Consider the following 18,100-nt stretch of genomic DNA (forward strand, 5'->3'; position numbering starts at 1 on the left):
GGAAACACGGTTGATTTCAACTATGCGACAGCAGCAGATTACAACTCGGACCAGACGGTTACCAAAGCCAACTCTCTGAAAGTGACGTCAACAAAGAACTTCAATGTCAAGGTAAAAGCGGGAGGTGCGAATTTCATGAACGGCGTTAACCTCATCCCTGTCAATGTTCTGACCATCAAAGCCGCGGCAGCTTCAGGAACCATGGGAGGAACGAAAAGCGCGGTTGTTTTATCGGCAACGGACCAGACTCTGGTAACCAATGCTCCGCTTGGAAGTGCACTGACCCTGAACCTGGACTACACCATCCCGGCAGCGAAGTCATCTTCTTCCGACATCTTAGGGAAACCGGCCGGAACGTATACGCAAACGGTGACTTATACAGCAACGGCTTTATAATAAAACATTATTTATGTCGTTAAAAATTAATGAGCTCAGAAAGTGATATAACTCTGAGATATCTTATGAAGCAATGTTAAACGGCCTATTTTAGTTATAAATTAAATTCAGGTAATCATTAAATAATTACAAGATCATATGGCAAATCTAATAAAAAAGCTATTGTTTTTACTTGAAATCGGTAATCATCAATTTGACAGCATCCTTTGGAAAACTCATCCGGAAAAAAGAAAAACTCTTGTTGATGATATTTTCAAATTTAAAATTCCCATCGGGAAAAGCAAAAAGGAAATATGTGAACTTTTTGGACATGAGGCCCATATTTACACTTCCAAGACATGGTCTTATCCTGTAGAATCAGATCAGTTTGGAAATACCCTTACTTCATTATCATTATATTTTAAAGATGAAATTGTAACCAATATAAGGTTAAAAATAAAGGAGTAATATTTACCATACAAAAAGATAAAAAATTTATTCTTTACTACCATTTAATGAATGCTTTTACAGAATGGGAAAGTTTTGTTCTGAAGATTCTTCATAAACTTCCATTGCATTGTAAGCAATCATGAATTTAAAATAATCCTCAGCACTCCCAAGTACTGGGGATTTTTCTGTTCATACGAAATGAATGATCGTGTAGTTATTTTACTACATCAACTTCTATTTTCCACTACAGGGAAAATTTTATCGCCGCCGTAGATTTGTATTGTTCAAAAGAGGACAAATAAACAGGAATAAAAAATAAAATAATACGATCATGACAAGACAAATCGCCATCGCGGCCTTAACCATCGGAGCATTCATCTCAGGAACCAACAATGCCCAGGCTCAGAATATGACGGCAACGACCACCGCAAAAATCACTCTGAACGATGTCATTTCGATCGATGCGGGAAGTACGGCCATCGGGAACACGGTTGATTTCAACTACGCGACGGCAGCAGACTACAATTCGGATCAGACGGTTACCAAAGCCAACTCTCTGAAAGTAACTTCAACGAAGAACTTTAATGTCAAAGTAAAAGCAGGAGGTGCCAATTTCATGAACGGCGTTAACCTCATCCCTGTCAATGTTCTGACCATCAAGGCAGCGGCAGCTTCAGGAACGATGGGCGGAACGAAAAGCGCAGTTGTTTTATCGGCAACGGACCAGACTCTGGTAACCAACGCTCCGCTTGGAAGTGCATTGACCTTGAACCTGGACTACACCATCCCGGCAGCAAAATCATCTTCTTCCGACATCTTAGGAAAACCGGCCGGAACGTACACACAGACAGTAACTTATACTGCAACAGCTTTATAATAATTTTTTTTAGTTTATAAAGGTTCCTTTTGTTACGTTTTCAGTAGTTTTGGGAATCTTTATTTTTAAACAATTTACACCATGCGCAAGTTTATTTACCTTTTCATTTTCTTCATCCTCATCGGGTCTTCTTCAATTCTGGCACAAAGCATCTCGATGTCGCCTACCCGTTTATTTTTTACCGGCAATCCCGGGGAAAAAGTGACCAAGACCGTTACGCTTCAGAACAGCTCGGATAAGGATTATGTTTTTAATCTCAATTATAAAGATTGGGTTAGAGAAGAAGACGGGAATAAGGTTTACCTTGATGCAGGCAGCTCAAAAACTTCCAATGCCTCCTGGATGTCGACTTTGGAAAACGCCATTACCGTTCCTGCAAAGACGACAAAGGAGATTGTAGTAACCATGCAGATTCCGGCAAACGCATCACTTTCTGCCGTTACAAACAGCATGCTGTTTTTCACCCAACTTCCCCAGCAGGCCGATAAGGCACGTATTCAGAATGGTATTGGGATCATTACTTTATTTGAAGTAGGACTTCACATTTTTTATACGCCACCGGGGAACCATGTGAAGAGCCTGGATATTACCAATATTTCAGAGGTGGGCGGTGACAATACAAAAAACAGAAAAGTCGCCGTGAACATCCATAATGACGGAAACACCATCAACGATGCCACCGTTGAGTTTGAACTGACCAACACAGACAGTGGCAAGGAAATAAAATTACCGGCCATTTCCATCTCCATGCTTCCCGATACCAATCAGGTTGTTCAGTTTTCTTTACCGGAGAACCTCTCAGGGAACTTCCTGGGCGTGGCAATTATCAAAATGGCAGAATCCAATGATTTACGCGTAGGCGAAAAAAACTTTAAATTTTAAAAAACGAAGTCTTGAAACCACAGAATGGAATACCGATATCAGTCCTGAAAAGAACACTCTTATTTTTTGCCTTTGTTCTTCTGGACCTTTCGTTGGCCTTTGCTCAGGATCAGAAGGATATCCGAATCCATTTTGAAAATGACAGTATAGCGGTTGAAAAGGGTTCTACTTTTACTGATTTCCTGGTCATTGAAAATAAAAGTTCTGAAACGGTTACCATTCAGAATATCATCCCTGAAGAACAATATCCGGGATTGCTTTTCTATCCCAAAAACGACTTTACCTTAGCTGCGGGCCAGTCTAAAAATCTTCCCGTGAAGCTGATCGCCAACCTGGATTTTATGAAGCTGAGATCCAATGAGATCAGATTCCAGGTTTCATATACGACCCCGACGGTTACCAGGACTGAAAGTGCCTCGTTCTTCGTTGACAAAGGCGAGAACAAAAACATCGCCATCTATACGGCCACCTACGAAAATTTCATTAATCCTGCCCTGCCCGAATCCTCGATTCAGCTGATTGTGGAAAACCAAGGCTATAGTAAGCGGACCGTTAAGATTGATCTGCAATCCATCCCTGATGGCCTGGAAATGATGCCCAGACAACAAACCGTTTCTCTGGAAGGCCTGGAAAAACAAACGGTTGAGATCAAAATTTCAGTCAGAAAACAGAATACGCTCTATCCGGAATTTAATATTAATGCAACCGCCACCGATCTGCTTGATCATAAAACCGTGGGAAGCAATACGCTCTACCTGGTTATTTTATCGCACAACAGACAGATTGCCCGGGGGACCGAAGCGACAAACGGAAGTAATTTTGCGGAACTCAGCTATAATGAAAACAGTTCAGGTTTCAATTATCTTCAGTTAAGGGGAAACACCTCATTCAGGATGACTGAGAATCTGAAATCGCGCTTCAATATGGGTGCCGATTACTACCTTGAGGACGGCCGTTACAACCTGTATGATACCTGGCTGGAACTGGAGAGAAAAAATACGGTATTGCGGCTGGGAAATGTTAACAGCAACGATTATGATTACCCGGTTTTCGGAAGAGGCGGGAAAGTGTCTTCCCGATTCGGTAAAAACAATCAGGTTGAAGTGCTTGCGCTGGAAAACAATTATAACCTGTACGGCACTTATTTCAGACAGACGGAAGGATCTACCATGGCCGGGGCAAAATATGCTTTTGGGAATGCCAAATCATTCAACGGGAAAGTATCTTATCTTTTCGACCATGATCCGCGCTTTAACGTAGATACGCAGGTGGCGAATGCAGTAACCTCATATTCAGTTAACGATAAGCATACCATCCGTATGGAAATGGGTCTGAGCAACGAAAAAGGCCTTTCGAACAGGGATGAAAATGCAGGTGCTCTGATGGGAGCCAATTACGAAGGAAAATTAGGACAGTGGGATATCCAATCGGTGAATTCCTTTGCTACCAAAAGTTATGCAGGGATCAAGAGGGGATCTTTTATCTCAAATCAGCGGATCGGCCGCCAGTTTTCCGATTCTCAGCGTGCTTTTATACAATATCAGAATTCGCAGGTAGACCCCGAATTCCTGAGTTTCCAGAATGTACCCATTCAACCCGGGAATACCGCTAATCTGCGTTATTATTTCAACAGTACCGAAGCTTTGGGAACCGGTTATCAGGTTTCTTTAAAGAAGTGGAATTTTCTGCTGGCCCCAAAGGTTGAAAGGCAGAGAACAGCCAGTTTTTATACCGCACAGGAACTTTTTTCTTACCGCCTGGAAACCAATATCAGCGGTACATTCGGTGCGCACGGATTGAATCTGATGGCGGAATATTCGTATTCAAAAGCAAACGACAATCCGGACTGGTTCAACAGCCTTAAAACAACCCTGTCTTACCGGTACAAATCCTTTTCCCTCAACGGAACAGCCCAATGGAACGCCATCAATGTCTTTGATTTAACTTCTTATTACAATACGGACCGTAATTTCGCCAACTACAATGTATATGCTTCGTATAATTTCCAGATGATGAATAATAATCTGACCGGATCTTTTTCAGCAGGAACTTCCTATTCGGAACTTTATAAAAACCTGAACAGCAATGTAAGCGGTAATCTGGAATATAAAATTTCACCTTCATGGTCTACCACAGGTTATTTTAATTTTTCAGGTTATAAATCCACAGCCGCTTATTCAAGCAGCGGCAATTATTACCAGTTCAGAATCGGCATTAAAAAATACTTTGCTGCAGCGACGGCCCTGGGCAACCATAAAGTGACTTTCCAGTTATTTGAAGATAAAAATTTCAACGGGCTCCTGGAGGCCGGTGAACCGGTACTTGCGAATGAAATCGTGAAACTGGACAATTTTGTTGCAATGACGGATAAGAACGGAAAAGTGGTTTTCCAGAATGTGCCTGAAGGTATCTATACCCTGAAGGTAAATGAAAGTGCGGGCGCCCGTTTAATGATAGATCCTGTCATTATGGTTGATAACAACATCAACCGCAAAATAGGTTTGGTAAAAAACATTAAGGTAAGCGGAAGATTAACCGAGGTGAAACAAGCCTACGATACTTTGGAAACGGATGTCACCGGAATCGTGGTATATGCAAAAAGTGAAGACGGTAAGATCTATACTGCGGTAGTTAACCAAAAAAATGAGTTTGAGTTTTTCCTGAAGGATGGAAAATACGACCTTTATATTGAGAATGACAAATACAGCTATACCCAACCCACCCAAACAATTCAGGTGACGAAAGAAGGTTATTCGAAAACCGTGGTTTTTGAATATAAGAAGAAAGATACCACCATTAAGGTGAAAAAGTTTTAAATTTAAAAGTATGAAAAAGATGAGGGCTTTTTTAACAGGAATTTTTATTGTGCTCTTCGGGTCTGCAGCCACGAAAGCCCAGGATGTATACCTGTCGGTTCCTGAAAATAACATTTTTAACAGGATTGAATTTACCTCAGTCCCCACAAGGGTAATGACGAACGCCAACAGAACCAACTGGGATTACACTTTTTTTGGACTAGGGCCCATAGCTCCTACGTTTACCTCGGTATCCGGGCCGAATTTCACCCAGTCTACCTCCTCATCTACTTTACCCGCCTCCACGCTGCTGTGGCAGCTGGAAAGTATGGGCGGGCAGCTGCCGGCTAACGGATATTCGGGTTATTTGCCCGGTTTTCAGTCGTTCAGTACAAGTGCTGTAAGATGGTTTGAACCGCCGGGGTCTGTTCTTTTCGGAGGAGGCTTCAACCGGGGAAATATCAATTTTACCTTTAAAATACCGGCTGCCCAGTTTGCGGCCAATACGTACCGCGCCGGGAACTACTCCATGGATATTACGCAGAACTATAATGATTTCGTGCCCCGTAATTTTAAAACCATTTTAGTTATTCCCCAATCCATGAGATGGATCACCTCATCTTTGACAAAATACGTGGAAATATCTTCTTTGAATGACTACCGGATCACAGGCAGCCGGGTATTGAGTCTGGATAATGCGGAACTTGCAAATACGGTTGATTTCAGCCTGTGGGCTAAAGCGGCTGCCATAAATATTCAGTTCACTTCTTCCAAAGGGGTTCCGGGAACCCGGAATATATCAGCCATCAAGCTGGGAAGTAATGGACCTGCCCTCACGACCAAAGCTTTATCTGCCGATTTTCAGAATTTTTCCGTGGCTAATTTCAGTGTGGTTGCAGGAAACCGGAACAGCTTCCTTCCGGAACTGTATGTGTCTGCGGAAGATTTTAAAAATCTTTTTTTTGAAGCCGGAACCTACACCTTTGAATTGAACTTCAATGCCAGAAGTGCAGACAACTCGATCAACAGTTTGCAGAATACGGCGGTCCAGCTGAAGGTACTCCCCCTGTCGGAGATTACCATCCCCAGTTCCGGGCGGAATGTAAACTTCAATTTTAATACCGCTGCCCAGTACACCAATGGTCAGTCACAGGTAATCCCGAACCAAATTGTATTGTCCAACAATGAAAGTTTTGAACTCTATGTAAAATCGGACGAAAATTATTTCAAGAAAGGCGGCCTGCAGACCGACATCAATTCCAATATATTGCAGATTGGTATGGATGGAAGTTCCGCAGATGTCCCCTTATCCAAAACTCCTCAAAAAATACTTTTCAACGGAACACCTGTCCTGGACCGGGGGCTAAATGTACGATACACCATCCCCCCTGCGGGAGCCCAAAGTCTGGTAGGGAAGGAAAATACCACTTACTCGATTAATATCTATTACAGCTTTACGGCAATTTAACCTTACTTTCCAAAACAACTTTTCCTTATGGACCATTTTAACGGCAATAATCAGGTGCCGGATCAGCATGATATGGATCAATTAAGTACATTCAAAAAAAAATATGCCGGTGCGTTTGATTTCTTTGTGTTCGCTGCTGCCAGGATGACCGGTGTAGAGCTTTGTACCTTGTCGGTGACCCATGACGGGCGGGTTTATGTTATTGCTTCCGGTGATGCAGCCCCTGATCAGATTCATCCTCAGAGCCCTCGCTTTCTTCAGGATGGCCAGACTTCGGTTTATGCATTCAGGAACCCGGAGTTTAAATTTCAAAGAAGCTATCCCATCCCCGGCTTTGAAAACAATCTTACCGTTCATCTGAATTTATTCGACCGGGAAAAGAAAAATCTGGATCCGTCAGAGGAAGAGCTCATCGATAAGATCTTGAACCAGGCGTCGAAATGGCATCTGGGTAAAGAAAAAGAGCTGGCAGAAAAAGCCTATGCCTTAAAATCGGAATTTATAGCCAACATGAGCCATGAAATCAGAACCCCGCTAAATGGGATCATCGGCTTTACAGAGCTTCTTTTAGATACCCATCCGGATGAAACACAGAAACAGTATCTGGAAATCATCAACCAATCCGCAGCTTCCTTATACAGCATCATTAACGATATTCTGGACTTTTCCAAACTGGAAAAACAAAAACTAAAGCTGAACCTAGACAAAGTGGAAATCGAAGAACTGGTTTCAGAAGCCTTCAATATTGTTGCATACAGCAATACCAAAAAGCATCTGGAAATGCTCATCGATATTGATGATACCATACCCCGGTATATATGGACCGACGCAATGCGCCTGAAACAGGTTTTCGTCAATCTTTTGGGCAATGCTTTGAAATTTACCGAAGAAGGCGAGATTGTTTTATATGTGAAAGTTTTACATCACCTGGGAGAAGGGAAAAAACGCATCCGGTTCGGTGTCCGCGATACCGGTATCGGAATTAACATTGAAAATCAGTCAGAAATTTTCAATGCATTTTCACAGGAAGATGGCAGTATAAATAAAAGATATGCAGGTACCGGTCTGGGACTTACCATTTCGAACCAAATCCTGGCACTTGCAGGCAGTGTTTTGCAGGTCGAAAGCAAGCCGGGAAAGGGCAGCGATTTTTTCTTTGATATTGAGTTTGATACGGAGGAAGAGGAATATGATTTAAGCTTAAGCGATATTAAGAACGTTCTCATTGTGGACGATAATGAAAACAACCGGAGAATCCTGAAAAGGATGCTGGAACGGAAAAATATCGGAGTCGTGGAATGCGATAGCGGGTTGAAGGCTTTGCTTCTGATCATGGAAAGGTCTGAATTCGATGTGATCATTATGGATTATCACATGCCCGTTATGGATGGCATTGAAACCATCAGAAAAATGAAAGATATGACTGCCGGGGCTACCCGGGCAGCACCGTGTGTTGTCCTGTACAGCTCATCCGACGACCGTAATTTACAGAATGCATGTGACGAACTGGAAATAGAAAACAGGCTCGTAAAGCCCATCCGGATGAAACAGATGTACCAGGTTCTGTCTACGCTGAAGAGCACTGAAAAGAAAAAACCGGAGCCCGTAAAAAATGTTGTAAGCGAAGTAAATAGAAGCGAAATAAAAATTTTAATTGCTGAAGATAATGTTGTTAATTTACTTCTGACCAAAACCCATCTGAAGGATATTATTCCACAAGTTTTGATCATCGAGGCAAAAGACGGGATGGAAGCGGTTGAAAAATACCAGCAAGAGAGCCCTGATCTTATTTTTATGGATATTCAGATGCCCCGTCTCAACGGCATTGAAGCAACCCAACAAATCAGGGCCCTTGAAAAGAATATCGAAATTCCTATTATTGCACTGACGGCAGGAAGCCTTCCCGGTGAGAAAGAAAAATGCCTGCAGGCCGGGATGTCTGACTTTTTAACCAAACCTTTATTGAAACAGACGCTGTCTGATATGGTTCAAAAATGGTTTGGCCGATAAATCAGAAAAAAAAGTAAATAATAAACTATTATTTAAAAAATATAGTATATTTTTAACTTTTGATATTGAATTTTATGAATGATTTGATCGACGGACTGCAGTTAAAAATCGAAAGACTTGAAAATGAAATCAATTTCAGGAACGGACTGATCTCAATGTTGTCTCATGACTCAAAAGAACTTTTCGGAAATTTTCTATGGCTTATTGAAGCGCTGGAAGAAAAGACCATAACTGAAGAAGATTTTTTTAAGTTATTGCCGCAGGTGAAAAGCGATGCCCGGAAGAATCTGCAGACGGTTCAGGACAGCACTGCCTGGCTGAAAACACAATACGGGGAATTTAAAATTAAGCCCGTTACAATCATGGTAACGGATCTTTTTCAGTACCTGAAAGAAAAATACGCTGCCAGATTACAGGAAAAGAACATTAATTTTTATTTTAAAGGAGACCACAATGCCGTCCTTACCAACGACCGCCTGTTGCTGGAATATGTTTTGGATAAAATTTTAAACAATGCGGTAAAATTTTCCTCGCCGGGGCAGGATATTTATTTACAAGCGGTTACGGAAGACGACCGGATGGTGATTTCTGTAACTGATTCCGGAACGGGAATGAATGAAAAGTATTTATCCGGGATCTATACTTATGATAACCCCGTATTCCTCGGAACTTCGGGCGAAAAAGGTGCCGGATTAAGTTTGAAAATTGTAAAAAATTTTATATCCTTGATGCGCGGAAACATTACCATTATTTCGTCTGAAAATAACGGAACAACAGTTTCCCTTTTTTTACCTAAACTTTAATCAATGAAGGATTTGAAATTAAATATCCGTATTGTTGTAGCAGATGATCATGGTATTGTCCGGATGGGTCTGATACAAACGATAAGACGGCTCATGCCCGATGCCCTGATTTCAGAAGTAGAAGATTATAAATCCCTGTACAAACTGATTCTGAATGAGGAACTGGATCTGGCTATTATGGACGTTAATATGCCAAACGGTACGGTTCAGGAAGCAATAGATTATATAAAGATCCGCCAGCCTGAATTAAAAATTCTGATCTTTTCTTCACAGGATGAAGAACTGTACGGGATGCGTTACCTGAAAATGGGTGCCGGCGGCTATCTAAGCAAGCAAAGTTCTACTGAAGTCATTGAGGCGGCTTTAACGGCAATGCTCACTAAAGGCCGCTACGTAAGTGAACAGGTTAAAGAAGCGATTCTTTTAGAATCCTTAACCGGTACGGCAAAAACGTCCCCCTTCGAAGCGCTTTCCGACCGCGAACTGCAAATTGCCAACAAGCTTGCAGAAGGCCTTCCCCTCAAAGAAATTTCCAATCAGCTGAACCTCCATTCATCAACGATCAGCACCTATAAAAACAGGCTTTTTGAGAAACTGAAAATACGGTCTATCCCGGAACTGGTGGAAATTCTCAGGATGTATAATCAGTAAGCTATTCTCAGAAGAGACCGTCTGCTTTCCGTGTCCTGTTGTTCATCCAACCCTCATCGTTGCTTGCTGAGGGCCATGCCTGTCATCCCGGTAAATAAGAATCAGTCATATATCCTCATTCGGATCCTTCGCTTATTTACTTCAATACTCCTGGAAGCAAATAAGTTTTAAAATAAAATTCCGGAAGTAATTCAGATGTTTTTTTCTTTGGTTATTCCTGCTCCATCATCAGCATATTGTACAATTTCACTTACAGGACCACCATTTTTCAGTTTCTATTCAATTTTATAGATATAATTGTATTTTATTTTTTGAGCTTTATGATACAATTGTTCAATGGAATATTGTTTATCATTAATTTCAATACTTTTCACATTGGATTTCCAATCGAAATGATCTGATTTTTCAATCTTTAACATGGCATGGGCAGGAATGTCAATCGTAATACGGTCATTAACAATTGTTTTTTCCAGCGTTATTAATCTTTTGCTTTTCGAGAATTCTTTTGGTGTTGATATCCGGTTTTCATATTTAAAGTCTAAATGTACATCATAAACAGTATCCGGATCCGCTGATTTATTTTTTCTGAAATTAATCGTTACCGTTTGTTTTGAAGAGGTAAGGTTCTGAATAAAGAATTCCGTCGAAACTGAGCAGCTGACCAGTACCAAAAGCGTCATAAAAACCAAACATATTCTGATTTGCCTCATGAGAATATAGCTTTAGTGAAAATACCTGTGACTTTCATATAAGGGTCTAAATTACAAATTTATTCTCTATAAATGCATATAATTTCAGCCATCCTGTAAATCCGTAAAAACAGGATGATGATAGAACTGTGATTTAAATCCGCATTATTTCAAATCGTTACACAATTAAAACAGGTTGAAGAATAAATCTCCAACCTGTTAAATCCTCCGGTTGATCTGACCGTTCTTTGCCACTTTGCCCGGCAGCCCGGATACTCTCCAGCTTAAACTTTATTTTTTTTAAAAATATGATCTGTATTCTTTCACTTTATATTTATACCGTATTGCTGCAAGCTGCTCATCTTCAAAATAAAAAACCAAAAAATATTTTTTATTAGGGGTAGTCTTTATGGGTAGTTTCCATTTATCGGTATAAGTGTCACACAGCTTTTCCTCTCCGAATAATTCCTTTACTTCTATCTTGGTTTTCCCACAAATTGTATGGTCATGAAGCACTTTTGTTATCGGCACTTTTTTATTCCTTATCCATACATTTTGAAGCTGATTACCGGGATACTTAAGAAATTTCTGAAAAATAATGTTGATCATAAGCATGAGATAAAAATTAGAAGTTCTGTTTCTGCTTCGTAAGATCCTTTATCCAAAAGGAATAAAGAATCAACGGTTTTTAATTTATTTCCAAAATGTCCAAACTTTACCGTTAAAGACAGCCAGCTGCTTATTAACCGTATCATACACCATCATTCCTGCAGAAGGATTAATAATGTTCAGATGCGGACTCGCTGCTTTGGGTAATACCATGGCTTTATCGTTGGCTTCAAGTACCAGAATTCCCGGAGTCGACGTAAGTGGTCCGATAGCCATTTTAGCATTTATATTTTCTGTCGCGGCGTTCTGAATTAAAGTGCCGTCTATATTGGTTAACGGGTCTACAGTAGTCCCGCTTGTATCCACAGAAAGATCTTTCCAGGCAGAAGCATATTTTATTTTCACTTTTTTATCGGTAAGATCGTAAATCATTGTTCCGTTTACTGCACCGGTTGCTGCAGCCGCAGATGTTACCCACGGTAAAATCATACCCCGATTTGCTGTCCCGAATTCCAGGGAAACGGCCGGTGATGACAGTGTTGTTTTTCCGATAGCAACCTGGGCTGAAATCATTCCTGAAAGAACAGTGAACGATATGATGAATATATTTTTCATTTTTATTAAACGTTGGATTATGAATTAGTTCGTAGGGCAACTTTGTGTATTAAGACATGACCAACCGGCAGGCGTACCTGTCGTATTAACCTGTAAACAGTCTAAGGTCGTATTGTATACCATCATACCTTCAACCAGGTTCACTGCAGGAATCGCTGAGATTTGCGCTGTAGTCAGCCTGTTGATGACAAATCCTTTGGTCTTGGATTCCAGTGCGGTCCATGCACCATTTCTAACCATCGGCCAGTTCGCATTATTTGCACCTGCTCTTCCGAGGGAAGTAATTCCCTGCAAGGTACCAAGAACTGCTCCACCGGTAGTAACAACCGGCTTATAACAATAGCATGCTGATACGGAAGCATTTTGAGAATCACCAATGCCCTGTCCCTGGGTTCCTGATGTATCGGCAAGACCTCCTGCATTTACCTGGACGGGAACACCATTTATATTTACACAATTTGCAGCATTACACAGGTTTTGATTGGCAGCTGAAGAACCCGTTCCTGTACTAAGACCCGGATGCGCACTGACCAGCATGCTGTAGGCAACATTTTCATCTCCTTCCATGGCATCAAGACAACCGTCGTTATCGGAATCCAGATCCAGGCTGTTTATGATTCCGTCACCATCCGTATCCGCTGTACAGTTGGCGTTGTATACTCCGAAAATAATTCCGTGCGGGTCATTATTTCCGGTCAGGGTCATGGTTAATGAAGCAACATCCGCAGGCACAAGAAAAAAGGTATACCCCTGCGGCGTACTGAAAGGTGTATTGGTCGTAAAGGTCGTTCCGCTTACGCCAGGCGTAGTGGAAACAACACCGTCTAATAAGGAATACACTCCGGTATTGAAGACATTGGCATTGGCCGCGACGGTCAAGGGAACGGAAAATGTATTGGTAACGGAAGTGTTCTCTCCTCCCAATCCGGCGATACCTATAATAAACTGATACCTATTATTATTTGAGCTTAAAAAATTAGCGGATACTCCAAAATTAATGTTTAAGGTTCTCGGAACGGTGCCTACAAGGTCCAGATAAGTCGTGGAAAAAGAAGCCGTTTGGGCGCCGTTTACCGAAATAGCCGTAGAGGCAACCGGCGGCGTATATACTCCCCATCCGTTTCCGGTTCCTGAGGTTTTGGTAACGGTCACCCCACCTCCGGGTAATGCGGCTCCGCCCGGCGGGACAAGCGGGACAACAGCTGTATTGGTATTTGATAAGCTGGTAGCGGTAGCCGATGATACGGAGGCCATCGTTACCGTAGCGGCGCATCCTTCCGCGCTGTCCGGAATTCCATCATTATCGTCATCAAGATCTGCACTGTCCAGGATGCCGTCCCCGTCAGAGTCCGCATCGATAAAAGCTTTATAGGTACAGCTGGTCGTACTTCCGTTCAGGTCTACGGTTAAGGTCCTGTATCCTCCCTGCCCCGTTCCGTTATATGTTAAGGGTACGTCAATAAAGGCGGTATTGCCAGTGATCGCAGCAGAATATGCAGGATTGGTAAAATCCGCACCGGTTACGTTAATCGTGTAGGTACCGGGAGTGTATACATTGGAAACGGGAATACGAAGCGTTCTCTGGGAAGAAGTCCCTGATACGTAAGGTGCCGTCCCCTGAAGCGCCATAGCTCCGCAGGTAAAAACGAAAGGCTGGAAATAGTCGACCGACGCCAAATCGATGTTAGACGAACTTAAGTTGGCCACATTATATTGGGTGAGGTACTCCGAAACACCTGTGTTTATATTGATCCTGTAAATTACTACATTATCATTGCCATTTCCGGAACTTAAAAACACATATCCGTTCAGATAAGCGGTTCCGCGGACATTTCCTGCATCCGTGGCTGTACTGACGTTGGCATCTGCATTTCTTACCCCTACAGGTCCTGAAACGGCTGCAATCTGAGTTGCGGTTGCTGTAGTGGCGCCGGTAATGGCGATACGATATAAATATCTGGTGTAAGTAGTTCCGGAAAGATTCTGCAGAAGCGTATATACGTTGTTCTGATAATCATAAAAGGTGTCACTGGCAAAGATTGTGGAAGACGAAGCGTTCCATATGGCATCGCCGGTAATGGTCATTGGGGTGGCTGAAACGGTGGGATAAAGCCTGTAAAGGTTTTTACCGTTAAATCCGAAAGACTGTCCGAAATAGGGTCCGATCACATTATTTGTACCGATTCCTCCAATTCCGACAGGCAATGTCAGGCCGGTTGATACTCCGTTCTTTAACAGCGGGCTGCTGGCCGCAGTATTGGAATTCAGGAAAACCAGCGGGCGATTGGCTTGTGTATCATCATAACCGACAGCCAGATTACTGACTGATGCACCATTATTACCGGCATAATAAGCGGGGGCCGTAATGCCTGCAGGCAAAGCGGCAGCAACCGTAGAAGGCGTTGTACCGGTAATATCATAGACAAAACCTGTTCCTGCAGAGGATAAATAAAGCTTACCGGAGCTTTGGGAAAAGACTGAATTATTTGCAGTACAGACAAACAAAACCGTAAGTAAAACATTGAAAGGTGTGATTCCAATTCTGCAATTTCTAAAAAACAGGATGATTAAATCCACCGGATGAATAAAGTTCTTCATAATACAGATACTATTTTTACTATAAAGCCGTCGCAGTATACGTGACTGTCTGCGTATATGTTCCGGCCGGTTTACCTAAAATATCGGAAGATGACGATTTTGCTGCAGGGATGGTGTAGTCCAGGTTCAGGGTCAGTGCGCTTCCCAGCGGAGCGTTGGTTACCAGAGTCTGGTCCGTTGCCGATAAAACAACTGCGCTTTTCGTTCCTCCCATTGTCCCGGAAGCGGCCGCTGCCTTGATGGTCAGTACATTGACAGGGATTAAGTTGGTTCCGTTCATGAAATTGGCGCCCCCTGCTTTCACTTTCACATTGAAGTTCTTCGTTGAAGTCACTTTCAGAGAGTTGGCTTTGGTAACGGTCTGGTCCGAGTTGTAGTCTGCTGCCGTAGCGTAGTTGAAGTCAACCGTGTTCCCGATGGCCGTGCTTCCCGCATCGATCGAGATCACATCGTTCAGGGTGATGTTTACCGTTGTGGTGGCAGTCGTATTCTGAGCCTGGGCATTGTTGGTTCCTAGGATGAATACTCCGATGGTTAAGGCTGCGATGGCGATTTGTCTGCTCATGATCGTATTATTTTATTTTTTATTCTTGATTAATTGTCCTCTTTTGACATTACAAATCTACGGCGGCGATAAAAGTTTCCCTGTAGTGGAAAATAGAAGCTGGTGTAGTAAAATGACTACAGGATGATCCTTCTGGATTAAAAGAAACCCCTCAGCAATTCTTAGTGCTTAGGGATTATGTAAAATGGTTTTTAATGTTTTTATAACGTGAATCCGGCCATATCAATATCATATTCCGATATTTACTTATTCTTATAAATTCCAACAAAAAACCCCGTCATTTCTGACGAGGTTTATATTTTGAATTCACATGAATAAATTATCCCTGTTTTCTGTGGGTGCTTTTCGGAGCGGATTTTGCTGCGGAAGTGGTTTTTACTTTCGGAGCGGCAGGCTTTTCAGCTTTCGGAGCGGCTTTTTTAGGCGCTTCCTTTTCTGCATTCAGGTCTTCCGTCTGGGCCGGCTCGCCGTCCAAAGTTTCAGGCTCTGATTTTACGAAGCTCTCCGGAGTGATGTATCCCGCTTTCTGAAGGATGTTGTACCATTGTGCCAGTTTTTTGATATCGGAAGCATACACCCTGCCCGTATCATAATCCGGAAGAGAGGCCGTCATGAATTCTTTCAGTTCGGCATCACTTGCTTTATGAGGAATCGCTTCTTTGTAATTATAGTTTTTAGCAATATTTTCAAAAACTTCGAACAAAGGAACTTCTTTATCAAAAGTGAACATCGCAATGTTATCCAGTAGGCTTACCTGGCTGGAGTTGCCGATGCTTACTTTTTTCTTGGTCGTCACATCTTCGATAATGAATCCGTTTTTTAATTGGGAAACCAATTTAAAAAGTCCCGGTTTTCCGGAAATTGAAATTATTTTTTCTAACAGCATAATTTTTATTTTTTTAATTCTGCGGTCGGCTCCTGCACTCCGGCGGGCTCGGTGTAAGAACCTTCTGCGTTTTTATTTTTTATTTTATTATTAATTCAGATTATTTTGGAAACCTCATTTTATAACCGATGCTTACGTCGCCCTGGGTAATTTTGGTCAGCTTACCTTTTACCAGCTTTTTCTTTAAAGCACTTAAATGGTCGGTAAATAGAATTCCCTCGATGTGATCATACTCATGCTGGATTACGCGGGCTCTAATATCGGAAAAAGTTTCTGTATGTTTTACAAAATTTTCGTCATAATATTCAATTACGATGGTTTCTTTCCGCTTTACATCCTCCCGTACATCCGGAATGGAAAGGCATCCTTCATTGAATTTCCACTCTTCCCCGGATTCTTCAAGAATCTGCGCGTTGATAAATACTTTTTTGAATTCTGCCAGTTCATCCTTGATATCCTCGTAATCTTCATCTTCCGCCAGAGGGCTTACGTCGATCACAAAAAGACGGATATCCAGACCGACCTGAGGTGCGGCCAGACCAATTCCGTTGGCACTGTACATCGTGTCGAACATATTCCCTATCAGTTCCTGCAGCCCGGGATAATCTTGATCTATATCCTTGGCTACTTTTCTTAAAACCGGGTCACCAAAAGCTCTTATCGGTAAAATCATCTTGTTCTTTGTTCTAAAAAATTCTGCAATATAATGGTTGCACTTACTTTATCTATTAATCCTTTTTCCTGTCTCTGCTTCTTGCTTTTCCCGCTTTGGGAGATAAAAAACGAAGCCATTTTGGAAGTGAATCTTTCATCGAAGCGGTGAACTTTCACAGCCGGAAATTCCTTTTCAAAAACTTCTATGAATTTTAAAATATCCTTTTCCACTTCGGAAACGTTTCCCTTCAGGTCTACCGGAAGGCCTACCACAATTTCATCTACCCGGTTTTCGCTGAAATATTTCTTCAGGAATCCGATGGCGGATGAAGTCTGTACCGTATCCAGGCCGCTTGCAATAATCTGCATGTCATCCGTCGCAGCGATGCCGCAACGTGCCTTTCCGTAATCAATTGCAAGGATCTGTCCCATAGGTTTGCAAATTTAGTAAATTTTAATGATTTTATTCCAAAAGCCGTTTTTTATTCCCTTAGAGCCTGTTTAAATCCGGCGTTTATTTTTTGCCATTCAGCGATTAAGGTATTTTAGCTTTAAAAATCAAGGTATTGGCTGTTTAGAGGCATTCAATTAGTTCAATGGAAACCATCGTATAATACCCATTTTTCTTTATACGTTTTATCGCAGGCGTATTTTATGAAGAGTGGCTGAGGTAATTGAATAAAAAGGCAACACTTTTAGAATAAAATTATCCCAAGCCGTAGCTTGGGATTTTAGTGGGTGATTTAAACTTCTCTATAAAATTATATAAAGTTTTGTTTTCTAATCTTTTTTACGTAATAGATACCAATAATTAACTGGGAAGAATGCTAAAAATACCCGAATAATTACTCCAAATTTTCTTTCAAAATATTTGCCGGAATCAATGCCAAATAATAGGAAAAAGGTGATTAATAAGAAAACCAAAATGGAAAATATATAAACTTGCTTCTTATTCGGAATTAACATTGTGAGACTTAATAGTATAAAGGAAAATATGAGGTGAGAAATTGTAAAAACATCTAAATTCCCCTCAAAATCTAAGAAATCAAGATTACTTAAAGCTATCAAAGTTAATATTCCAATGAAAAAATTTGCAATTAAGCGGTATTTTTTCCAAGTAAAAAATATAATCGCCAGTGTAATAATCAATAAGGATATTTGAAAAAAATTCAT

Annotated in this window: 18 protein-coding genes; 9 read left to right on the forward strand and 9 right to left on the reverse strand. The window is 41.5% G+C overall.

Annotated elements, in window-relative coordinates; all coding sequences use genetic code 11:
- The 9 genes from CHA01nite_RS15325 to CHA01nite_RS15365 form a co-directional block, all read left to right on the forward strand.
- A partial coding sequence (locus tag CHA01nite_RS15325) for a peptidoglycan-binding protein LysM (protein WP_146942918.1) occupies positions 1 to 396 on the forward strand: 396 nt, incomplete at its 5' end.
- Between the two features lie 138 nt (positions 397 to 534).
- A complete protein-coding gene (locus tag CHA01nite_RS15330) occupies positions 535 to 843 on the forward strand; it encodes a hypothetical protein (RefSeq protein WP_146942920.1) in 309 nt (102 codons plus the stop codon).
- 313 nt (positions 844 to 1,156) lie between these two features.
- Positions 1,157 to 1,702 (forward strand): peptidoglycan-binding protein LysM, encoded by a 546-nt coding sequence (locus CHA01nite_RS15335; protein ID WP_146942922.1) that lies wholly within the window; start codon positions 1,157 to 1,159, stop codon positions 1,700 to 1,702.
- 81 nt (positions 1,703 to 1,783) lie between these two features.
- Entirely contained in the window at positions 1,784 to 2,584 is an 801-nt protein-coding gene (locus CHA01nite_RS15340; RefSeq protein WP_228458430.1) for a fimbrial biogenesis chaperone, read from the forward strand.
- An 11-nt stretch (positions 2,585 to 2,595) separates the two neighbouring features.
- Positions 2,596 to 5,400: a hypothetical protein gene (locus CHA01nite_RS15345; RefSeq protein WP_228458431.1), complete on the forward strand. Its 2,805-nt coding sequence runs from the start codon at positions 2,596 to 2,598 to the stop codon at positions 5,398 to 5,400.
- A gap of 10 nt (positions 5,401 to 5,410) precedes the next feature.
- Entirely contained in the window at positions 5,411 to 6,847 is a 1,437-nt protein-coding gene (locus CHA01nite_RS15350; protein WP_146942924.1) for a hypothetical protein, read from the forward strand.
- Between the two features lie 27 nt (positions 6,848 to 6,874).
- Positions 6,875 to 8,857: a response regulator gene (locus CHA01nite_RS15355; protein ID WP_146942926.1), complete on the forward strand. Its 1,983-nt coding sequence runs from the start codon at positions 6,875 to 6,877 to the stop codon at positions 8,855 to 8,857.
- Positions 8,858 to 8,931: 74 nt separating this feature from the next.
- Complete coding sequence (locus CHA01nite_RS15360) at positions 8,932 to 9,660, forward strand: sensor histidine kinase (protein WP_146942928.1); 729 nt, start codon at positions 8,932 to 8,934, stop codon at positions 9,658 to 9,660.
- A gap of 3 nt (positions 9,661 to 9,663) precedes the next feature.
- The gene (locus tag CHA01nite_RS15365) at positions 9,664 to 10,311 is read left to right on the forward strand and encodes a response regulator (RefSeq protein ID WP_146942930.1); all 648 of its coding nucleotides are present in this window, start codon (positions 9,664 to 9,666) and stop codon (positions 10,309 to 10,311) included.
- A gap of 275 nt (positions 10,312 to 10,586) precedes the next feature.
- Here CHA01nite_RS15365 and CHA01nite_RS15370 read toward each other — a convergent pair whose 3' ends face one another.
- The 9 genes from CHA01nite_RS15370 to CHA01nite_RS15410 all read right to left on the reverse strand — a co-directional run bounded on the left by CHA01nite_RS15370 (position 10,587) and on the right by CHA01nite_RS15410 (position 18,100).
- Positions 10,587 to 11,021, reverse strand: a complete 435-nt coding sequence (locus CHA01nite_RS15370; protein ID WP_146942932.1) for a hypothetical protein — start codon at positions 11,019 to 11,021, stop codon at positions 10,587 to 10,589.
- Between the two features lie 279 nt (positions 11,022 to 11,300).
- Complete coding sequence (locus tag CHA01nite_RS15375; RefSeq protein ID WP_146942934.1) at positions 11,301 to 11,609, reverse strand: hypothetical protein; 309 nt, start codon at positions 11,607 to 11,609, stop codon at positions 11,301 to 11,303.
- Between the two features lie 84 nt (positions 11,610 to 11,693).
- The gene (locus CHA01nite_RS15380; RefSeq protein WP_146942936.1) at positions 11,694 to 12,224 is read right to left on the reverse strand and encodes a phage tail-like protein; all 531 of its coding nucleotides are present in this window, start codon (positions 12,222 to 12,224) and stop codon (positions 11,694 to 11,696) included.
- Positions 12,225 to 12,248: 24 nt separating this feature from the next.
- Complete coding sequence (locus CHA01nite_RS15385) at positions 12,249 to 14,822, reverse strand: phage tail-like protein (RefSeq protein WP_146942938.1); 2,574 nt, start codon at positions 14,820 to 14,822, stop codon at positions 12,249 to 12,251.
- A 19-nt stretch (positions 14,823 to 14,841) separates the two neighbouring features.
- Positions 14,842 to 15,387 carry a peptidoglycan-binding protein LysM gene (locus CHA01nite_RS15390; protein ID WP_146942940.1) on the reverse strand — a complete coding sequence of 182 codons (546 nt, stop codon included), beginning with the start codon at positions 15,385 to 15,387 and terminating at the stop codon, positions 14,842 to 14,844.
- A 319-nt stretch (positions 15,388 to 15,706) separates the two neighbouring features.
- On the reverse strand, positions 15,707 to 16,273 hold the full coding sequence (locus tag CHA01nite_RS15395) for a DUF5606 family protein (RefSeq protein WP_146942942.1): 567 nt from the start codon (positions 16,271 to 16,273) through the stop codon (positions 15,707 to 15,709).
- Positions 16,274 to 16,373: 100 nt separating this feature from the next.
- The gene (gene def / locus CHA01nite_RS15400; RefSeq protein ID WP_146942944.1) at positions 16,374 to 16,946 is read right to left on the reverse strand and encodes a peptide deformylase; all 573 of its coding nucleotides are present in this window, start codon (positions 16,944 to 16,946) and stop codon (positions 16,374 to 16,376) included.
- Entirely contained in the window at positions 16,943 to 17,359 is a 417-nt protein-coding gene (gene ruvX, locus CHA01nite_RS15405) for a Holliday junction resolvase RuvX (RefSeq protein WP_146942945.1), read from the reverse strand. The genes def and ruvX overlap by 4 nt, the downstream gene beginning before the upstream one ends.
- Positions 17,360 to 17,707: 348 nt before the next feature.
- Entirely contained in the window at positions 17,708 to 18,100 is a 393-nt protein-coding gene (locus tag CHA01nite_RS15410; protein WP_146942947.1) for a hypothetical protein, read from the reverse strand.

The organism is Chryseobacterium hagamense, from assembly GCF_007991455.1.
Classification (GTDB): domain Bacteria; phylum Bacteroidota; class Bacteroidia; order Flavobacteriales; family Weeksellaceae; genus Chryseobacterium; species Chryseobacterium hagamense.